This is a genomic window from Bradyrhizobium sp. B120 (assembly GCF_049075665.1).
Classification (GTDB): domain Bacteria; phylum Pseudomonadota; class Alphaproteobacteria; order Rhizobiales; family Xanthobacteraceae; genus Bradyrhizobium.
The window spans coordinates 2,400,282-2,419,552 of the sequence record NZ_CP185242.1; the positions used below are offsets into that span (position 1 = coordinate 2,400,282).

Below are 19,271 nucleotides of genomic sequence, written 5' to 3' on the forward strand. Positions count from 1 at the left end.
GGCGGCGCCAGGACCAGCTTCTTTGCCAACCCCGTCGTCGAGTCCGCTCGCCACCGCATTGCGGTCTTGATCTGTTACGAGCAACTGCTCAGCCCGTCCTGCAGTCGATGCTCCACTCCGAAGTACTTGTCTCGATGGGCAACGACTGGTGGACCGCCGGCACCGGCATCCTCGCAGTTCAACGCGCGAGCACCCAGGCCTGGGTGCGCCTCTTCGCGCTGCCGCTCGTGCTCTCGTTCAACACCTGAAGGGGAATCATCATGATCGATGCCGCCACGATTCGTCGATGCGCCGACCCTACTCTGAAGCCTTCGATTGTCGGAAAATCCTTCCGCGCGGTCGGGGCGCCCGATCCGCTTGCCGTCACGGTCCGGACCGGAAACCGCGTCATCCTGGTGACACCGTCCAAGACCCCGGATGACGCCATCGAGCTCGTCCGCCGTTACATCGGCCAGGCCATGGTCCGCGTTGGGGTGACGCAATATCCGGCCGGACTCGGCGTCACCGAGTTCAACCCCATCTGGTCAACGCCTGCGCCAATATCAGGATGGGCACCGCGCTGTTCGGCAAGGTCTATCGCATCATCATCATTGGTATGGCGCCGACGTCGATGAGGCCTTCGTGGATGTGGCCCGAGCCGGAGCGCCTCAAGGTAACCTGGATCATGAAGGCTCCCAGGATCGTCACCACCTTGTCCGCGACGTTTTCATAGGGCGAGATAGACTGAACATCGGACGAGCTCTGCAATCCCGTCCGGATCTCGTTGATTCGGTCCTCCACTTCCCTTGAAGACTTAACGGAGCCCGTCGCGTCGGCGATGAGGCCCGCAGGCCCGGAGGAGGCCGGTGTCAGGTGTACGGTTAGCCAGGTCACAGAAGCCTCTTTCGTCGCCTTTCTCCCGCAGGTGTGAAGCCCACGCTTTCATAGAATGCGACCAACCTCTCGGCGCCGGGGCGGCCGGCCAGGGGAAGAGACACCTCGATCATGGGCCATCCCCGCGCTCGCGCCTCGCGGTCCACGGCGGCCAGAAGCCATCTCCCATGTTGAGCCGAGCGATAGCGCGGATCGACCCAGAGCTCCTGCAGGACGCCATAATGGCCTGAAGCCCTGACCGCGGAGACCTGGGAGACGACGGCAATGCCGATCACTTCGGCAGCCGGCACATTCTCCATTATCAAGCCGAAGCCGAGGCGCGAATCCATGGCCATTTGCCCAGCAACGCCGACCGCGACCTGTAGCTCGAATTGCGGCCCCGGTCCTCCGAGCTCGGTGAGAAGTGCCTGCACACACTTAGCAATGGTGTCCCGATCCTGGAATCTCGCCAGGCGAACACGATGTGCGGAATCGGGCACTATTTCCTCGCTCGCTTCATTATCTGCGCCATGGATCACCAAGGCACAAGCCGCCTCGAACGTTACGATTACAAGTACGGTCGCAATGGCATTGTCAAATCTCCTTGTTCCCATCGACGTGCACCGCCCCTGGCGCAAGGTCAACCTCGGCGAATAGCAAGCCACGGAAGGCGACGACTGCGTCTACATCCATTACCCCGAGCCGAGATCATCCGCATCGTCAGACCAACTTATCGAACAATTCCGCAGGCGCCCTGCAATAGGCATTCCACCTGCCGAAGCTAGGCGGATCTTGCGCCGCCTCGAGTTTCACTGCTCCTCCAAATAAGATGCTTGCTCAACATGGTAGAGAATCAGATCGGCGTCCGGTGGACCCAGTACCTGGATCTCAAGATGGTATATCCCAAGCGAATGTGCCGCGAAATCAACACCTGGCAACGATACCGAAATGCCGTCCGCGTCCGCATTAAATGGATGCCGACACTAGAAAAATGCCCGCGCCAACATCGGCAGCGCCTGTCCCAAAAACTCCCAAAGAGTCATAGATCACTGTGCTTTTGCTTTCTAATGCTGAGAGACAGGCGAAATCGGAGGGCGCTCGTTCGAGTCGCCACGGCGTTGGACCTAAATGATGATAGCTCTTCGCACAATCATGGCCCTTAATTGTGTTTCAGTAGCTCAATCGATAGGGCGTTCCAGTTAGGTGGTATCTGCCCAAGAATATTGCGAACGAAGAAGTCCAGAAGCTTGAGCTCGCTATAATTGCCGGGCGCTCCGTGACCTGCGCCGGGTACCACAAGCATGTCGAAGTATTTTCCTGCCTTGATGAGCCGATCAGCCATCTGGAAGGTAGAGGACGGATCGACATTGCGGTCCATTTCGCCGACAATGAGCATCAACTTACCCTGTAGTCTGTGGGCGTTGTCGACGGCGGAGGACAGCGAATATTCGATGCCAACCGGCCAACCCATCCACTGTTCATTCCACCATATCTTGTCCATCCGGTTGTCGTAACAGCCGCTGTTAGCCACCGCCACCTTGTAAAAATCAGAATGGAAGAGCAGCGCGCTCACCGCGTTCTGCCCGCCGGCGGACCCGCCAAAAATGCCGACGTTCGAGATATCGTACCACGAATACTTCGCGCTCGCCGCCTTATGCCATAGGATTCGGTCGGGAAAGCCGGCGTCCTTTAAATTCTTCCAGGCAATGTCGTGGAACGCGCGCGAGCGATTGTTCGTACCCATTCCATCGATCTGAACGACGATAAACCCCATTTGGGTGAGCGGCTCAACCAAGGCCGAGAACGACTTGGGAACGAAAGAACCCGTTGGGCCGGCGTAGATGTTTTCCACCACCGGGTATCTCTTGTTTCGATCGAAGTTGAGGGGCTTGTGAATGACCCCCCATATGTCGGTCTCGCCGTCCCGGCCCTTAGCATGGAAGCTGAGGGGCGGCTGCCAGCCGGCGGCGATGAGTTCGGAGATATCGGCGCTCTCGACCTGCATCAGCTCGGCATTATCACTGGCGCGATACAACACCAAGCGCGGCGGGACATCGATGCGTGACCACAGGTCGACATAGTAGCGGCCGTTAGGTGAAAACTCAATGTGATGGTTGGCCGGTTCAGGAGTGAGCGCGGTCAGTCCGTTCCCATCGAAGTCGACACGGTAAGCATGGACAAAATAGGGATCCTCCCCTTTGTCCTTCCCGCTCGCACCAAACCAAATCTGGCGCTTGACCGGATCGACGTGGTAGACCGCGCGAACCACCCAATCTCCTCTGGTGATCTGGTTTTTGAGCTCGCCGGTTCGACCATCGAAGAGGTACAGATGCTCGTATCCATCGCGCTCGGACGCCCAGATGATCTCCTTTCCGTCCTCAACGTCGTAGCGGAAGATCTTTCCAGTATTCCGCTGGTCCATCACCAGACGCTGGTAGTCGATGAAGGTAGTGCTGCGCTCATCAATCAGAGAGCGCACCTTACCCGTGGCAGCTTCCACCTCGACAAGGCGATAGAGTTGGTGCCCGCGCTGATTATACTCGAAGGTGAACCCGCGACCGTCCTTCCACCACTCGATCGGCGAAAGGTCGTAGGGATTTGGAAAGGAAGCATTGTCGATTTCAATCTTGCGCTGCCTGATGATGTCAAACAGCACCGGCTGGAGCAGCGGCAAGGCATCACCCGGCTTCCGATACGTCATCGTCGAATATCTAGGTTGAAGCTCGTCCGTCGGAGATGATTCGATGTAATGGATCTGACGTTTGTGGCCTGGACGGATGCGGTAAGCCGCGAGGTGACGCGAATCTGGAGACCAACTTAGCGTCGAGAAAGCATAGTAGTTGCCTTCAGATCCGTCCCAGGTCAAAGGGATGTCCTGCAAGCCGTCCTCGCTGCGCAGGAAGACATTGCATTTTGTAGTATAGGCCAACCATTTGCCGTCAGGCGATATGCTTGTTCTCCGGATCGTTCTCCGCGGGTGGCGTGGGGCACAGCCCATCTGTTGATCGACGTCCGGGTGCATGGCATTGGCTGTGCAGCCATAGCTTACGAGGTCGCACCTCCACCGGGTATTGTCGATGTTGAAAGTAATCATGTGAGCATCGTCGGCCAGCTCGAAACGGCCGAACGGCAGATTGTCGGCCTTATAGTTCTTGAGGCTTGCCCTGGTCAGCGCCGCCGCGAGGCGGGTATGATCAAAAGCCGGCTGCTTTCCGCCAGTGGCAGCATCGACCCGCATGAATTGGTGCTTGCCGTGAGTCGTCCGTCGGTAGACGAACGCTTCGCCCTCTGCGAGCCAGAACGGAACGTCGGGCATATTGACTGTGAGCTGGTTATATTGAGCGCCGATCGTGAGCGCTCGCTCGTAATCGGACGGCACCAGCAGCGGCTTTGCAATGTCGTCGGCCGGAGCCTGCGCGGCAGCCAATCCCTGCTGACCCAGCAGCGCAAGCATGAAAGCACCAAGCTTGTACATGATCGTTCACTTGTCCTCGTTGTGTGGGGATAATGGAGGCTGGGGTTGACCTCACGAAATTGGCGCAGCTGCGTTCAATGTTTCCTCCAAAGCCCAGCACTGGCCCTTGCGCACAAAGCGTCCTAAAGGATTGGACGCAAGTCTTGCGCCAGAATCAGGCTCCGATCTCCCGGACATATGAGTGGGCGACTGGGCGGCACGGTCTAAAGCTGTGATCACCGCTCTGGCTCCCGGCCAGCGATGCAGGGGTGTGGACGATGTCGCCATAGATAGATGGGCCGTAGGGGTCACTGAAGATGTCCGGCCATAGCCGCCACCGCCGTGCACACCAATATAATTCTCGGTCCAGCTCCACAGTGTCGGATGAAACCATCACCACTGGATCGAGATCCACCGAATTAGCGCCACCGCAAGCGGCAAGCGTAACTGCTGCGGCGCCCCGCATAAGAACTCCAGGTCGCATATCACCTCACGAACAATACATGTGCGCGTCATCCGCAACGACGCTCGATGTCGTAGCAGCCTCGCTTCTACGCCCCTGGTGGTGAGCAGAATCCATGCCAGCGAAGCGATGCGCATTCCGGACGGTTTCCGATAGCTATGTCGCTTACGCGACAAGGCTGGCGATTGTTGAGCCAAGCCGTATGTCTGACCTCGAACACGCCAGAACGTCCTGCCGTAGCGGCCGGTCAGCTTTGGGGCTGCAGTCTCGGTCTTCGTCGGCCGATGGTGTAATCAAGGCCGGGGAAGAACGTGGGGGCGACGCATGGAGTCACGGTTCAGTTCGAGCCTGTGAGCTTGTGAAGCAGGCGATCAAGTATGGCATCAGCGTAAGATGTCGTGAACTATCGACTGAGAGCGGCACTAAAAGGCCAACCTACGTTTAGGTTGCGCGCGGGCTAAAGTGATTCCGGAAACGTTGCCTTGTACGAAACGAACGAAGACGCTTCCGTCCATTTGGTCACCCCCGCTCACTTGACACTAAATTGAGTGTCGTACGGTTCGTACGATAGCTAGTGAGCGGCCTCAGCTCGTCAGCGAATGCTGTGCGGAACCATCAAGTCTGGCGGTGCGTCGTCACCCGTATCGGTGAGGGCGGCGAATATCCCAAATGGGACTGTTCGGCTGTACCCTATTGCACCTAAGAGTTGAGTATCGAGACATTTGCCGCAATTTGTGTCGCTTTCAGCATGCGAAGCTTGGAGGAGGCGCTTGCTCTCTAATCCATTGGGTTTCAAATGCTAGATGCAAACTGCGGGACAGTACCCCTCTTCCCCCTCTTTCAGGTGCCCATGATTTCGCCCGAGTGCTCGAGCCTGATCCATGCGCTCGATCTAATAAGTTGCCCTGCAATTTGGCTCGATCGAAACGGCACCGTACTGGCGGTCAGCCAACGAGCTTCAGCGCATTTCGACGGCGAGTTCTCCGTTCGGGGACGGCGCCTTTATGTGACCGACTCGCAGGCGCGAGCGCGGCTGGATGAGCTGATAGATCGGTTCCGTTTGGAATTCGAGAAGCGAGTGCCGACAGCTTCGCTGATTGTTGTCAATCGCTCTAACCATCGACCGATCGTTTTGAGAGCGATCCTGAAAGGCTCGGAATCGCCGTGTGAAGCGGGCATTCTTCTCGTCCTGACGGATTTGGATGAAATGCCTGTCATCTCGCAAGCCTCTCTCATGGCAGTTTTCAGTTTGACACCAGTGCAAGCTCAACTCGCATCGTTGCTGGTCCAAGGAAAATCGCTAAAAGAAATCGCCACACAATTGCACATCTCCTCGGGCACAGCCCGAAACCATCTTAAGGCGGTCTTTGTGCGGACCGCGACCAGGCGACAGAGCGAATTGGTCTTACTGTTGTCTCGGATTCGATAATCCTGAAAGGTGGACGGACAAGGCATGGTCAGTCAGCAGCTCGTCAATGTCGGCGACGATATGCTGTCTACGCCAGCAAGAACCCGTAAACGGCCTGTCCAATAATGAGATGCTGAGCGCGGGGTTGACTTCATTCGCTTATTGCGTCTGCTAAGTCCATGTTGAATTGTTCAAGCAAACATCCCAAATGGGACCAATCTGCCGCAAATTCAAAGCTGGAAAGCGGATACAGGACGTCGACCCTAGCGGGGTCGACTTCGGCCGCGTCAGATGAGCTTGCTCGAGACGCGGCTGCCACCAAGGTCGCAATCTCGGTACGCCATTTGGCGCGCCATCATTATTCCGTGTTGACGCGTCAACACCTTCTGAACTTTCTGCAAAAGAGACACCCGACGCGCGCGGCAGGATGCTTGAGAGCGACGGTTGCGACCTCGATCGTCCAAAAGACCGGTTGCGGGTTGGTGCTACCTACATTTTGTGGGGACTGTGCCCATTTCGGAGCGGACAGGGAATGACGTTGTGCTCATTGGAGGGATACTTATGGCCGATCGCTCGATGAACAGGATCGCTCTATTCATCGATGGACGCAATTTGTATGTGGCGTCCAGGGCGCTCGGCTTCGACATCGACTACGGGCGCTTGTTGCGGCAGTTTGGGGCCGGCGGGACGCTATTGCGGGCGTTCTATTACAAATAAGAACCGGGAGAGTTTTTCGGCGCGTCCGTTGCTAGATTGGCTTGACTACAATGGCTTCACCGTTGTCACCAAGTCGACCAAGCAGTTCGTTGACGCGAGCGGCCGCCGCAAGATCAAGTCCAAGATGGATGTTGAGCTCGCGGTCGATGCTCTGGAGATTGCTCGTGGCGTCGATCAAATTGCGCTGTTTTCCGGCGACGGCAGTTTCCGCCCGCTCGTAGAAGGGGTTCAGCGTCGAGGTGCGCACGTAACCGTGGTCTCGACGCTAGCTACTCAGCCTGCGATGGTAGCCCACGAACTGCGCCGTCAGGCCGACGCCTTTATCGACTTGGTCGAGCTAAAGGAAAAGGTCGAGCGCATAACCGCCAAGAGTTACGCGCGTCAGCGGCTGCGGCTTGGTCTCCTTCGGTATTGAGTGAAGGTGCAGAAACCGGGGCTATAGGGATCCCTGCATGCATTTTAGCCTAGAGGGACAGCCCCTGCGGGGGAGCGGAGTCGCGCTCTGCTCAATCACCGAGGTAGAGTGCTCTTAGAGTTGGAGTTTCGTTCGGTATCGGCCCGCTGACGGCCATTGCAACGTATTCACTTCAAGGCGGTATGCAGGCCGATGAAATCCATCGGTGCGTGAGTTGGATCGAGTATCTGACCAGAGGCGTTCACGAGGCCGCTGCGCAGCAACGGCGAAGCTGTCTGGAGTAAGTAGAACATTGCTATCTGGGTTCGGTTCTGCAGGCGATATTTGCGCATGATATTGCCGATATGCGCACGTACCGTGTTCTCAGAGATCTTGAGTTCGCGAGCGATGTTCTTGTTCTGCATCCCGCGTGCAATGAGCGTCATGAGCTCATACTCGCGCGGCGTCGGTGTGATCGCTTGGTTTGGACCAGCATTCATGACCGATTCCGTCTCACGTGAAGGTTGATGTGGCCGCCCGGCATTGTCTCATTCCACCTTAAGTGCTTCGATCGGATTGAGCTTCGAAGCCATGTGAGCGGGGTAGAACCCGAAGATCACACCGGTCACTGCGGAGAATCCAACGGCAAGGCTGATCGCCTTGATGTCGATCGCGGTGATCCAGCCGGCCATTCGCGCCACCGTCATCGACAGGGTGATGCCCCCGACGACGCCGACGGCACCTCCAAGGAGGCACAGAACGAGAGCCTCACAGAGAAATTGCATGCGAATATCTCGCATTCGGCCACCGAGTGCGCGGCGAATGCCGATCTCGCGGGTGCGTTCCGTGACGGATACGATCATGACGTTCATGATACTGATACCGCCGACCAGCAGGGACACTGAGGCGATCGCAAACAACAGAAGCGCGACCGTGCGAATAGCGCCCTGTTGCGCCTCGATGGCGGCCGCCGGGTCCTGCACTTTGAAGTCGCCTGCCTGGCCGGCGGAAATCCTGTGGCGCTGCCGCAGCAGGCCTTCGATCTCGTTGCTTGCTCCTGCCATCTGGGCATCCGATGCCACCTTGGCGACGATATAGGCCACTGCATCCCGGCTGATGCCGCTCGCGCTGCCGAGGAACCGCAATTTGGCGGTGGTCATGGGAACGAACGCGACGTCGTCCTGTGCCGGCCCCTTGCGATCCAACACGCCGATGACCTCAAGTGGGACCTGCATGATTCTGACTTGCGCACCGATCGGGTCGTCATCCGGAGCGAACAGTTCGCGTGCGACGGCACTGCCGAGTATGACGACCTTTCCGGCGCTCGCTTCCTCGCTGGCCATAAAGTATCGTCCGGATGACAATTGCCAGTCGCGAACCATGAAGTGCGCGGTAGTCGTGCCGTTGATCGTGGTGTTCCAGTTCTTGCTTTCGTGTATGACTTGTGCGGTACCGGCGACAGAACCGGCTGCCGTTTGGATTTCTGGGATCTGGTCGATGATGGCCTGTACGTCGCCCTCGGTCATCGTCAGCTTGGTGCCGGCCTTGAGCCGGATGGAGCCCTGTTGAACGGCGCCTGGGGTGATCATCAGGACGTTGGAGCCGATCGAGCGCATCTGTTCCTCGAGCCGGAGCTGCGCGCCTTTGCCGATGGCAAAGACTGTGACGATCGAGGCCACGCCGATGACGATGCCGAGGATTGTCAGAAAGCTGCGCAGCGGATTCAGCCGCAGCGCTTGCAGTGCCGTCTGAAGGGCCTGATATGCCGTCATTGCGTCGCGATCCCATTCGCCGTGTGAGCGTTCATCTCGTCCGCGACGATCTGGCCGTCACGGAGGACAATGGTGCGCTCACAGCGCGCGGCGACGCTGGCATCGTGGGTAATCATCACGATCGTCTGGCCACCATCATGCAACGTATCGAACAGGGCTAGAATATCTGCACCGGTCCGGCTGTCCAGCGCGCCGGTCGGCTCGTCCGCGAGTATTATCGCGGGCGAGGCCACAAGCGCCCGTGCGATCGCGACGCGCTGCTGTTCACCGCCGGAAAGCTGTTTGGGAAAGTGCTGCGCTCGGTGCAACATGCCGACCGCCTTCAGGCATTCCTGGGCGCGCAGCTTTCGCTCCTTGCGATGAACACCGCAATAGACGAGAGGCAGTTCCACATTCTGGAGCGCGTTGTGCCGCGCAAGCAAGTTGTAGGATTGGAAGACGAATCCGATGCTCTGCGAGCGCAATTCGGACCGCCTGTCGTCCGGCAGGTCGTCGACATCTTCGCCTTCCAATAGGACCGCGCCCGCGCTCGGACGATCGAGCAATCCGACCATGTTCATCAAGGTCGATTTCCCGGATCCCGACGGGCCCATGATTGCAACACGTTCGCCGCGCTTAATATCAAAGCTGACGTCGTGGACTGCGATGACCGCGGCACTATCCGTGCGATAGGTCCGCGACACTGACCTGAGGCTGACAAGCGCGGGAAGGCCAGTCATGATCCAAACCTTATTCCAAGCAGCTCCATGCCCGTCGGCCGGATCGCCTGTCCGACGGCGACCTGACTACCTTCCGCGAGGTCGCCGCTCTTGAGCGCGACCTGCTCAGTTCCGGCGGTGCCAACCGTGACCGCAACGCGTCCGAGCGACCCGTCAGGTTTGCGCAGCCATACGCCGACCCGAGCCTGAGCATCGTTGGTACGTGCGCCATTCGGTTGGAAGCGCAGCGCCGCGACTGGCACTTTCAGGACATCTTCTTGGCGGTCGATGATGATCTTGACCAGCGCTGTCATGCCTGGAAGTAGCGCGCCATCAAGATTGGAGGTCGATAGCACGACGGTATACGTGACCACGTGTTGTTGCGTTTGTGGCGCCTTGCGGACCTGCCGCACGATCGCCTCGAAGCGCCGGTCGGGATAGGAATCGACCGTAAAGTGTGCGCCCTGACCGGCAACGATGCGTCCAATATCGGCCTCGTCGACCTGGGCATGGATCTCCATGTCCTCAAGCCGGTGCGCCACCAGGAAGGCCGTGCGGGCCTCGAGGCCGACCGCGAGTGTCTGGCCCTCGTTGATGAATCGGCCGACGATCACACCATCGATCGGCGAGCGGATGATGGTACGGTCAAGATCGGCCTCGGCGGCCCGGAGAATAGCCTCTTTCTCTGGTACCGCCGTCCTGGCCTGTAGCAACTCGGCTTCGACCCGGCGCACATCGGCGGCGGCGCCGCCGACGGCGTAGGCGTTCAAGGAGACGAGTGCCTCCGCCTCACGTTCCTGCGCGAGCCTCGCGGTGAAATCCGTCTGCGCATCCTCCACCGTGATCGCCGCAACCACGCTCTGCGATTGCAATGAGAGCTTGCGCTGGAGCGTTCGCTGCGCCGAAGCCTTCACGGCTTGAGCGCTCTCGAGCTTGGCGGCCAGGACAGCCTTGCTTCCCTTGGCGTTCTCCAGATCGATCAACGCTCGGTCGAGTTTGGCCTGCTCCAGCTCCACATTGGCACGTGCCATCTCGACAGCCGCCTTGGCTTCCTCGACCTTGGCCGCAAAGCTGCGCGGATCGATCTGCCCCAGCGGCTGATCCTTGAGCACATTATCGTTGAAGTCGACGTAAACCCTTGAGATCTGTCCCGACAGCTGCGATCCGACCTCGATTGTCTTGACCGGCTGCAGCGCGCCCGTGACCGTAGTCGTCTGCTCGATGCTGCCGCGTTGGATCGAGCTGTAACGGAACAGCGGCGGATCTGAGCCGAAGGTGGGTGCGACGGCAATGGCCGCCACAAATGCGGAAATGCCGCCCAACGCAACGATGATAGGCATAATACGCATGGTGAAATCCTGACCTTTTCAAAAGGAGACCGCCAGGTACGATCGCAGGCTTGCACACTGGTCGTATTTCCTGCGCCGTCGCGTGCGGTCCAGTAATATGTCGCGAAATGTATCGTGATGGACGTGTGCGAATGCGCCATGACAGATGGCCATCGGCGCGGGATTGTTTCGGTGATTGAGATTGTCTCGCGCTGATTGCGCGTTTCGCCTGGCATGGTGCGGCTGAAGCAAGGCAACAGATCCCGCTCATGAGGCCTAGCTTTCCTTGGTTAAAATACACGATACGCAATGAACACGAGTGAACCGGTTCTGGCGTCATGCGCTAAGAAGCGCTAGTCCCATATGAGATAGAAGCAGAAGATAGCAAAGACCTTAGTGCGCTCTCATGCCGAACAATCTCATTAGCCTGTTACTGACTGCTGTTGTAGACGCGTTTTCTTGTCGGCGTGGTCGTCAAAAAGGTTCACCTCGAATCCGAGTGTTGATCATGATCAGACATCGACTCAACGTTCGGGCGCGCGCGAGAGATGACATCGCATTCTCATTGTCGCAGCAGGAAGGAAACCTCAGAGGTGTGAACTTACCCGTTGCAATGTCACACAGCTGCACCAGCATGACGCTTGATTGCGTGCACGGGCGTGGCGCCGATGATCGGTTCTCGCAATAGTGTGACAAGAAAGTTCGGGGGACATGAGTTCTGTGATGGTCCGTCACGTCTAGTGGTCTTCCCGTCGCGTCACCGAAGATCCATCGAGCTGTTTCGTGATGGCCGGCTCGGAGTCTCGGGTCCAATCGCGTTTAGCCGCGGCGTTGCCGGTATTTCCGCCCCCGTGGGGACAAGAGTGCGCGATATAGAATCCATGCCCAACCGCTCTCAAGAGCGCAAATTCGTCTATCCATGTGGTTTGGAGAAGAATGTGCCACAGCCGAAGCGCGGCGTGCGCTAACCTCGACAATGCGGCGAAGAGTTCAGTGTGGCCGAGCGTGACATCTGGATGACGATGGCATCGAGCTGGTCGCAAGCAGACTGTGACCCGGTTGATGTCAATGTGCTGTGTTTGTCCCCCGATGTGGTGAGGCGGTCGACAACATCGGGACAGAACCACGCTACGGTATGTCCAAGCATCGTGGTTTCAAACGGAGTCGAAATGTCGTGCTATCTCGGGGCGTCTAGTCGGTCTGGACTAGCACTAACCTCAGTCTATCGCGCGTATCGTCGATGGGTCAGAGTGTTCGGCATGATGTCGGAGAGTGTTTGCAAACGACATCGCTAACCTTGCCATGAAAGGATACTCTATGCGTAAGTTTGTTCTTGCTTCAGTCGCTATGATCGCCCTCACTGCCGGTGCGCGCGCTGACAACGCCTCCACCGTGACTCAGATCGGCGCTGTCAACGGCTCCGCCGTGACGCAGAACGGTTTCACGAACAACCAGTCGACCACCGGTCAGCTGGGCGTGATCAACTCGGCCACGACCTCGCAGGGGCTGACCACTTTCGGGCTCACGAACACCAGCAGCGTGGCCCAGGTCGGTGGCAACAACACGGCTGGCACCGCCCAGGTAGGTCTCGTGAACGGCAGCACGATCACCCAGGACTCGTTCAACCTTGGCGTTCTGCAGAACAACAGCGCGTCCGTCGGCCAGCTGGGTGTTCTCAACGGCAGCACCGTGACCCAGACTCAGCACTAATCGACAGCCAGCCTGTCGAGGTCCCGGGCGCGCAGAATTGTAGCGCGTCCGGGTCTTCTTCATCTCTTCATCGATATCAATACAGTTTCAAGTTGACCGACCGAAATCGCGGAAGGCATGACATGCGCACTATCAGTTTGGCTACGGCCGTGGCAATATTGCTTGTTGACTCGGTCTCGTTCACCGCTCGTGCGGACAATTCCGTCAGCCTGCTGCAATTCGGCGGTACGAACACCTCGTTCACGTCGCAAAGCAGTGCAGCAAACAACGTGTCGACCACCCTGCAATTTGGCGCCGGCAACCACGCAACGAGTCTCCAATCGGGATCTCCGGGCTCGGTCAACACGCTCACGATCGGGCAGGGCGGGACGACTGCGGGCTCCACCGACGTCGCGATCGCCGGCCAGGTCGGTGGCTCGAATTCGAGCCTGGTTGGTCAGATCGGTGCGAACAACTCCGCATGGGTATTCCAGCTGGGCATTCTCAATAGCTCCACGGTTCTGCAGGCGGCCCCGTGATCCAGGGGGGCGGCGAATTCGCATCAGCGTAGAGGTACGTCATGAAATATCATCTTCTGATCGCCGCTTGGGTAACGACTTTCGTCGTCAGCCCCGGGATCATCAATCTGGCGCAGGCGCAAACGGCGAATATCAAGACGATTGTCTCGATCGGGGGGCCGCCGGTCATTCTGAAGCAGAACAGTCAGCTCAATTTAGCCGGCGTGTTTGGAGTCGGTGGCAACACTAGCGCGATCGTCACGCAGAACGGGACTTACAACTACACGGGAGTCCTGCAGTTCGGCGGGACGACCTCTGCGTCGGTCAATCAACTAGGCGCAAACAACGTCACGTTCGTCGGCCAGTCCGGTCAGTCGACCAGCAGCGTGGTTGCGCAGGTCGGCAGCGTGAATTCTGGCGTCATTTCCCAGTTCGGCGCGACCAACACGTCGAATGTCACGCAGGCCGGGCCATGAGAGCGGAACAGGGATTCGGTTCTCTGGAGTCAAAGATTTCATGACATGGCGTTATCTCGCCCTGGCCGCGATTGCCGCCGTCGCCGCAATTGGGGCAAGTACCGGCGCTTCCGCCGGCTCGTTGGTGAGAGTCACATCCAACGGCAGGGTCAGCGTCGAGACTGTCGTTGAGTTTGGCAACAATCTGAAGCCGGTGGTGATCGAGGAACGCAGCCAGATCAATATCGCGAACATTATTGAGATCGGCTTCACAGGATCGGTTGATGCCACAATTATCCAGACCGGAACGCGCAACTTTGCCAACATTGTTCAGTCGGGTACGACGAGCAGCGCCGTGATCGGTCAGTTTGGCGGGAGCAATACGGCCCTGATCACGCAAACGGGCAATGTCACCGAAGCGCTTCTCGTGCAAGTTGGCGACATGAACAAGGGTACTCTCAGTCAGTTCGGTCGTTTGAACTGGGCAGCCATATTCCAGTTCGGGTGGTGATTGGAAGAGATGGATTCACCATGAAGCACGTGTTGCTTGCAGCCGGATTGGTCATCATGACAGTTGCTGGAATAGGAGCCGCCGCGTCGGGCAGCGAAGGAGATGGGCACACGACAATGGTCCGGGATGGCCATGGCGAGACCGTGATCACCCAGCGTGGCGATCCCGCCCCAGCGGAAGTGCGTCTCAAGAAAGAATCCGGACGCACGACGGTCTATCGTAAGAGCGGCAGAAACACCGTACGCATCCGGTCAGCACCCCGGGCAGGCGCGCCGGTCAGCCGTGGCGCTCAGGCGGCAGCCGCTCTGGACTGTTGGGTCGCCTTCCAATTCCACGGGAGCAGGTCGGCGACTTTGTTGACGGGGTGATCTGGAAGCCTGGCCAACACATCCGCGAGCCAGGCTTGCGGATCAACGTCGTTCATCTTGCAGGTTTCGATCAGGGTATAGACGGCGGCGGCGCGATGGCCGCCGGCATCTGAACCGGCGAAGGTCCAATTTCGTCTTCCGACAGCCACACCGCGTAACGCTCGTTCGGCAGCGTTGTTCGAGAGGCAGACGCGACCATCGTCCAGGAAGCGGGTGAACGCCGCCCAACGGTTGAGCAGGTAGTTGATCGCCTTTGCAGTATCGTTGCCTGATGAGAGCAAGGTCCGCTGCTGGCGCATCCAGATCTCGAGATCAGCAACGATTGGTGCTGACTTCTCTCGACGTACCGCAAGCCGCTGTTCTGGCGTTTTGCCGTTGATGGTGCGCTCGATCTCGAACAGGATATCGATGCGTCGCACGGCCTCGCTGGCAATCGGCGCCTCTCCAGATTTCGCCAGGTCGAAGAACTTTCTGCGGCCGTGGCTCCAACAGGCCGCTTCAAGGATCGGAGCCGGCTTCCTTTGGGCTTTGTAGAGCTGGTTATATCCATCGAAGGCATCGGCCTGCATCAGGCCCACATAGCCGGCGAGATGGCTTTGCGGATGCTCTCCAGCCCGGTTGCGTGAGTAGTAGAACAGGGCCGCCGGCGGATCCGTGCCGCCAAACGGCCGGTCATCGCGAACATAGGTCCAGATCCGGCCGGTAACCGTCTTGAGCTTGGCCAGCACCGGCACCGTCGTATCGTCGGCGTGGATGCGTTCCGCGCTCATGACGTGGATCCGGATTGCCTCAATGATGGGATCGAGTGCCACCACGCAGGCGCCGATCCGATCCGCCAGGGTCGAGACGTCGATCTCGATCCCTTCGCGGGCATAGGTCTTGCTCTGTCGGTTCAACGGCTGGTGCAGCAGGAACTTGTTGACCAGCACCATCGCCAGCAGGCTCGGCCCGGCATAGCCTCGCGGGATCGGATGGGAGGGCGCCGGCGCCTCGGTGATTGCCTCACAATCCCGGCAGGAGAACTTTTCGCGGACATGCTCGATAATCTTCCAGCGCCGCGGCTCACATTCCAGGGTCTTCGATACCACCTCGCCGAGCTTGTGCAGTCGCTCGCTGCCGCACTTGCCACATACGCAAGGAGCGGGTTCGACGATGCGTTCGATCGGCAGATTGTCCGGCAACGGACGTCGCGGCGGCCGTGGATTTTGCACGCGCTGCTGTTTGGCGGCTTCCGGCGCTGCGAGCTCGGCCTTGGTTTCCTGCTCAGCCTGGGTCTCTTCAAGATCCTCGATGGCGAGTTCGAGCTGCTCGACCAGCAGCTTGCCGCGCTCAGAAGATTGCCCGAACTGTTCTCGCCGTGCCTTGGCCAGCATCAGCTTCAGCCGCTCGATCTCCAGTCGGCCGACGGTCACCTCGCTCTTCGCCAGCGTCAGCTGCTCGCGCTGCGCAATGATCATCGCGTGTGCTGCGGCAAGGTCGGTGGGAAGCGGATCGGCGGGCGTCGTCACGAGGACGAATCAACCATATTCGTCGCAAAAAATCCCGCTCGATTTAACCGGAAGCCTGTGGACGCCAGGTTGCCTGCGGCATCCGCCAATCAATTCCGGAGAGGAGATAGGATAGCTGCGCAACGCTGATCGTCACAACGCCGTCCGCCATTGATGGCCACAAAAAGCGGCCTCGCTCCAGCCGCTTCGTGAACAGACACGCGCCTTGGCCATCATGCCAGATGATCTTGATCAGGTCGCCGCGGCGGCCTCTAAAAACATAGAGATCACCGGCATGCGGATCACGCTTCAAACTCTCCTGGACCAGACGCGCGAGGCTCGGGAAGCCGCGGCGCATATCGGTGTGGCCGGTCGCAAGCCACACCCGCACATTACCCGGTATGGCAATCATCGGCGCTCAAGTACCTCGAGGACCCGCGCCAGCGCTTCTGGATCGACGTGCGAATCCACTCGGATCCGTCGCCGGTTACCGAGGTCGATCTCGATCAATCCAATACGCGCGGCCACTACAGACCGCCCTCGGCTATCACCCGCAGGTAAGAGCTTCGGAGTTTCCTCCGCCTCCGTGGCGGCGATCTGCACCGGCGCAAAAGACGGTGCGACCTGCTCGGATGTCCGCGCTTGACGACGCCAGGTGAACACCAGGCTGGCCGCTACTCCGTTGCGACGTGCAACCGCTGTCACCTTTGCGCCCGGCGCCAACGTCTCCTCGACAATCCGTGCCTTGTCATCCTGCGACCAACGCCGCCGACGCTCCAGCCCGCCCAAAACCTCGACCCGCATCGCCTGATGACCTTAAAGCTAGCAGACCGTGTGAAAAGTCCCCGAGGCGGATTCCAATGACAGGGCCGTTGCGTTAGAATCGCGCATGGCACACATTTCTGGCTCGGATCGCTCGCAGCTGCTGCTTTTGCCCGAGGCGATCGACGATTACGTCGACGTCGAGAATCCGGTCCGCTTTATTGATGCCTTTGTCGATGGGCTTGATCTCAAGAGTTCAGGCTTCGCGCGGGTGGAGGCGAAGGTCATAGGGCGACCGGGTTACGATCCGGGGGACCTGCTAAAGCTTTATATTTACGGCTATCTCAATCATGTTCGTTCGAGCCGACGGCTGGAAGCCGAATGCCATCGGAACATGGAAGTAATTTGGTTGCTACGAACTCTCAAGCCGGATTTTAAGACCATAGCTGATTTCAGGAGCGACAACCGTGCGGCGTTCAAATCGGTTTTTCGCGAGTTCACGGTCTTATGCCGACGTCTCGATCTCTTCGGGCGAGAGCTCCTAGCGATTGATGGCACGCGCATCAAGGCCGTCAACAACAAGGATAGGAACTTTACGAAGGCATCACTGGATAAATTCATCGCCGCCGCCGACAAGAAGCTTGATGACTATCTAGCACGGCTCGACACGGGCGATGAGATCGAGCACGCGATGCCGGGGGCGCGCACTAGGAATCTTGCTGAGAAGATCGAGGCTCTCAAGAGAAAGCGCGCGGAATATGCAGCTTATTTGAAGATCCTGGAGAGGAGCGGCGATGATCAAGTATCGATGACCGATCCTGACAGCCGCGCCATGGCCGGGCATACCAAAGTGGGCGTCGGTTACAATGTTCAGATCGCGGTGGATGCAAAGAACAAGATGATCGTCGAACAGGCGGTATCAAACGATGTCCTGGACATGGGTCTTTTGCAACGAACCGCCGAGCCCGCGCGAGCTATACTTGATGTCGAAAAAATCAACATCGTTGCCGACAAAGGCTATTACAAGATAGAGGACATTGAGGCGTGCGAGCAGACAGCTCTGATACCCTACATGCCACGGCCGCAGCGAGGGGCGGCAGTGAAGAATGGCTTCTTTCGCAAGGACGAGTTCCGCTACGATAGTGTGAGCGACGCCTACGTCTGTCCGGTCGGGCAGTCGCTGAAACGGATACGTGAAAGCCGACTGCGCGAACTGAAGAAGATCGAATACGGAAATCCAAAGGCGTGCCGTGCGTGTCCCCTGCGCTCACGCTGTACGAAAGATATTCGCCACATCTCGCGTCTTGACAATGAAGGCGTACTCGACCGCATGGCGGAGCGTGTGTCGGAGAACCCAGAAATCCTTAACCGGCGCCGCGAAATCGTCGAACATCCTTTCGGCACGATCAAGCAGTGGATGAACCAGGGCGCCTTCCTTATGCGCGGGCTCGAAAACGTGCGCGCCGAGTTCAGCTTAACGGCGCTCGTCTACAATCTCCGAAGAGCGCTCAACATCCTTGGCACGAAAGCACTTCTGGCAGCCGTGCCTGCGTGAAATTCGGGCGACAGCACGAAAAATGCGACTTCATAGTCCTCCTGAACGGCTAAGGACAACGTTCGTCGGTCAGATCATCAAATATTTGCTGGAGCGAGCGCAAGCCAATACGGGTCGGAAATACCATGGACTTTTCACACGGTCTGCTAGACTTAAGGTCACACGCTTGGCGAATTACAGCGTGTCAGACAAGACGGCGCCCGCCGGATGCGTACGAAACACCGCGGTCGTTAGCCAGAGCACAAATCCAACTGACATTCCGCCAAACCTGCTCGAATGGTTACGAAACCAATCCGGGCGGTGAGGGACGGCCGTTTGCCCCGCCACTCACCCACATGGTTTTCCAAAGCGATACGCCCCTGTTCACTCGGATCCTTTACGAGTGCGCCGGACGCTTCCTTGGCGTTCTCCCAGATGGACGCAAGAATGGGCTTGTAAAGAACGAGAAGGGTAGCGGTAATTGTTCCTAAGTCTTCACCGGTAGGTACCGCCAAAGCCCAGCGCGTGATCGCCTTTCTTGCCCGACGGCTTAGGGGCGGCCACTATTGTATCAAAAAACGCAAGCTCCTCGGGGCAACCTCGGTAACGAGTGCTTGGCCAAGCTGGAGCTCCAATGTGGAATAGTCAGTACCAGAGTCGGCCGTACTGTGAAATCCAATCAGACAGAACCGAAATGATGAGGTGTCTGCACCATTTTCATTATGCACGGAAAAAGACGACCGGAAGTTGAAATTGCAAAACGCACCGGCCTTAACAGCGTCTTTCCATGCATGCGACGTCCTGCGCCCACGATCATAGTCAAGGTCGTGATCATCATGATCTTCGCTCATGCCGGTCGGG

Annotated in this window: 15 protein-coding genes and 3 pseudogenes; 9 read left to right on the top strand and 9 right to left on the bottom strand. The window is 58.4% G+C overall.

Translation table 11 applies throughout. The features are described 5' to 3' along the window. Window positions 1-107 precede the first annotated feature (107 nt). Together ACOIX3_RS11125 and ACOIX3_RS11130 are read left to right on the top strand one after the other, a co-directional pair. On the top strand, window positions 108-248 hold the full coding sequence (locus tag ACOIX3_RS11125; RefSeq protein WP_420969812.1) for a hypothetical protein: 141 nt from the start codon (window positions 108-110) through the stop codon (window positions 246-248). 12 nt (window positions 249-260) lie between these two features. Beyond that, window positions 261-712, top strand: a pseudogene (locus tag ACOIX3_RS11130) (hypothetical protein). 157 nt (window positions 713-869) lie between these two features. Here ACOIX3_RS11130 and ACOIX3_RS11135 read toward each other — a convergent pair. After that, window positions 870-1,391: a GNAT family N-acetyltransferase gene (locus tag ACOIX3_RS11135; protein WP_420971711.1), complete on the bottom strand. Its 522-nt coding sequence runs from the start codon at window positions 1,389-1,391 to the stop codon at window positions 870-872. 620 nt (window positions 1,392-2,011) lie between these two features. Further along, window positions 2,012-4,327, bottom strand: a pseudogene (locus ACOIX3_RS11140) (DPP IV N-terminal domain-containing protein). Between the two features lie 1,292 nt (window positions 4,328-5,619). On the opposite strand from ACOIX3_RS11140, the gene ACOIX3_RS11145 reads away from it, so the two are divergent. Both ACOIX3_RS11145 and ACOIX3_RS11150 read left to right on the top strand, forming a co-directional pair. Next, entirely contained in the window at window positions 5,620-6,198 is a 579-nt protein-coding gene (locus ACOIX3_RS11145) for a helix-turn-helix transcriptional regulator (protein ID WP_420969813.1), read from the top strand. 540 nt (window positions 6,199-6,738) lie between these two features. Continuing rightward, a pseudogene (locus tag ACOIX3_RS11150) lies at window positions 6,739-7,309 on the top strand (NYN domain-containing protein). Window positions 7,310-7,476: 167 nt separating this feature from the next. Here ACOIX3_RS11150 and ACOIX3_RS11155 read toward each other — a convergent pair. Genes ACOIX3_RS11155 through ACOIX3_RS11170 form a run of 4 tightly spaced genes read right to left on the bottom strand, consistent with a single transcriptional unit; the run spans window position 7,477 to window position 11,107 of the window. After that, window positions 7,477-7,788 (bottom strand): response regulator transcription factor, encoded by a 312-nt coding sequence (locus tag ACOIX3_RS11155; protein WP_420969814.1) that lies wholly within the window; start codon window positions 7,786-7,788, stop codon window positions 7,477-7,479. Window positions 7,789-7,836: 48 nt separating this feature from the next. After that, window positions 7,837-9,060 (bottom strand): ABC transporter permease, encoded by a 1,224-nt coding sequence (locus ACOIX3_RS11160; RefSeq protein WP_420969815.1) that lies wholly within the window; start codon window positions 9,058-9,060, stop codon window positions 7,837-7,839. Then, window positions 9,057-9,779, bottom strand: coding sequence for an ABC transporter ATP-binding protein (locus ACOIX3_RS11165; RefSeq protein WP_420969816.1), 723 nt, complete (start codon window positions 9,777-9,779; stop codon window positions 9,057-9,059). Before ACOIX3_RS11165 ends, ACOIX3_RS11160 begins: the two co-directional genes overlap by 4 nt. Then, window positions 9,776-11,107: an efflux RND transporter periplasmic adaptor subunit gene (locus tag ACOIX3_RS11170; protein WP_420969817.1), complete on the bottom strand. Its 1,332-nt coding sequence runs from the start codon at window positions 11,105-11,107 to the stop codon at window positions 9,776-9,778. Before ACOIX3_RS11170 ends, ACOIX3_RS11165 begins: the two co-directional genes overlap by 4 nt. Window positions 11,108-12,403: 1,296 nt before the next feature. On the opposite strand from ACOIX3_RS11170, the gene ACOIX3_RS11175 reads away from it, so the two are divergent. The 4 genes from ACOIX3_RS11175 (at window position 12,404) to ACOIX3_RS11190 (ending at window position 14,259) form a co-directional block, all read left to right on the top strand. Then, the gene (locus ACOIX3_RS11175; RefSeq protein WP_420969818.1) at window positions 12,404-12,796 is read left to right on the top strand and encodes a curlin subunit CsgB; all 393 of its coding nucleotides are present in this window, start codon (window positions 12,404-12,406) and stop codon (window positions 12,794-12,796) included. Window positions 12,797-12,918: 122 nt separating this feature from the next. Next, the gene (locus tag ACOIX3_RS11180; RefSeq protein ID WP_420969819.1) at window positions 12,919-13,314 is read left to right on the top strand and encodes a curlin; all 396 of its coding nucleotides are present in this window, start codon (window positions 12,919-12,921) and stop codon (window positions 13,312-13,314) included. 41 nt (window positions 13,315-13,355) lie between these two features. Then, window positions 13,356-13,769 carry a curlin gene (locus ACOIX3_RS11185; RefSeq protein WP_420969820.1) on the top strand — a complete coding sequence of 138 codons (414 nt, stop codon included), beginning with the start codon at window positions 13,356-13,358 and terminating at the stop codon, window positions 13,767-13,769. Between the two features lie 40 nt (window positions 13,770-13,809). Beyond that, window positions 13,810-14,259: a curlin gene (locus ACOIX3_RS11190; RefSeq protein WP_420969821.1), complete on the top strand. Its 450-nt coding sequence runs from the start codon at window positions 13,810-13,812 to the stop codon at window positions 14,257-14,259. Between the two features lie 289 nt (window positions 14,260-14,548). Here the strand turns inward: ACOIX3_RS11190 and tnpC are convergent, their stop codons facing one another. The 3 genes from tnpC to tnpA form a co-directional block, all read right to left on the bottom strand. Beyond that, window positions 14,549-16,084 (bottom strand): IS66 family transposase, encoded by a 1,536-nt coding sequence (tnpC, locus tag ACOIX3_RS11195; RefSeq protein WP_420971712.1) that lies wholly within the window; start codon window positions 16,082-16,084, stop codon window positions 14,549-14,551. A 94-nt stretch (window positions 16,085-16,178) separates the two neighbouring features. Next, window positions 16,179-16,526 carry an IS66 family insertion sequence element accessory protein TnpB gene (gene tnpB, locus ACOIX3_RS11200; RefSeq protein WP_050382259.1) on the bottom strand — a complete coding sequence of 116 codons (348 nt, stop codon included), beginning with the start codon at window positions 16,524-16,526 and terminating at the stop codon, window positions 16,179-16,181. Continuing rightward, on the bottom strand, window positions 16,523-16,918 hold the full coding sequence (gene tnpA, locus ACOIX3_RS11205; RefSeq protein WP_173637247.1) for an IS66-like element accessory protein TnpA: 396 nt from the start codon (window positions 16,916-16,918) through the stop codon (window positions 16,523-16,525). Before tnpA ends, tnpB begins: the two co-directional genes overlap by 4 nt. An 85-nt stretch (window positions 16,919-17,003) precedes the next feature. On the opposite strand from tnpA, the gene ACOIX3_RS11210 reads away from it, so the two are divergent. Beyond that, window positions 17,004-18,431, top strand: coding sequence for an IS1182 family transposase (locus tag ACOIX3_RS11210; protein WP_420969453.1), 1,428 nt, complete (start codon window positions 17,004-17,006; stop codon window positions 18,429-18,431). Window positions 18,432-19,271: the final 840 nt, after the last annotated feature.

Bases quoted from the DNA above. Each gene is read 5' to 3' on its own strand.
- ACOIX3_RS11125 (WP_420969812.1), top strand. From the start codon at position 108: ATGCTCCACTCCGAAGTACTTGTCTCGATGGGCAACGACTGGTGGACC.
- ACOIX3_RS11145 (WP_420969813.1), top strand. From the start codon at position 5,620: ATGATTTCGCCCGAGTGCTCGAGCCTGATCCATGCGCTCGATCTAATA.
- ACOIX3_RS11155 (WP_420969814.1), bottom strand. From the start codon at position 7,788: ATGAATGCTGGTCCAAACCAAGCGATCACACCGACGCCGCGCGAGTAT.
- ACOIX3_RS11160 (WP_420969815.1), bottom strand. From the start codon at position 9,060: ATGACGGCATATCAGGCCCTTCAGACGGCACTGCAAGCGCTGCGGCTG.
- ACOIX3_RS11165 (WP_420969816.1), bottom strand. From the start codon at position 9,779: ATGACTGGCCTTCCCGCGCTTGTCAGCCTCAGGTCAGTGTCGCGGACC.
- ACOIX3_RS11170 (WP_420969817.1), bottom strand. From the start codon at position 11,107: ATGCGTATTATGCCTATCATCGTTGCGTTGGGCGGCATTTCCGCATTT.
- ACOIX3_RS11175 (WP_420969818.1), top strand. From the start codon at position 12,404: ATGCGTAAGTTTGTTCTTGCTTCAGTCGCTATGATCGCCCTCACTGCC.
- ACOIX3_RS11180 (WP_420969819.1), top strand. From the start codon at position 12,919: ATGCGCACTATCAGTTTGGCTACGGCCGTGGCAATATTGCTTGTTGAC.
- ACOIX3_RS11185 (WP_420969820.1), top strand. From the start codon at position 13,356: ATGAAATATCATCTTCTGATCGCCGCTTGGGTAACGACTTTCGTCGTC.
- ACOIX3_RS11190 (WP_420969821.1), top strand. From the start codon at position 13,810: ATGACATGGCGTTATCTCGCCCTGGCCGCGATTGCCGCCGTCGCCGCA.
- tnpC (WP_420971712.1), bottom strand. From the start codon at position 16,084: ATGATCATTGCGCAGCGCGAGCAGCTGACGCTGGCGAAGAGCGAGGTG.
- tnpB (WP_050382259.1), bottom strand. From the start codon at position 16,526: ATGATTGCCATACCGGGTAATGTGCGGGTGTGGCTTGCGACCGGCCAC.
- tnpA (WP_173637247.1), bottom strand. From the start codon at position 16,918: ATGCGGGTCGAGGTTTTGGGCGGGCTGGAGCGTCGGCGGCGTTGGTCG.
- ACOIX3_RS11210 (WP_420969453.1), top strand. From the start codon at position 17,004: ATGGCACACATTTCTGGCTCGGATCGCTCGCAGCTGCTGCTTTTGCCC.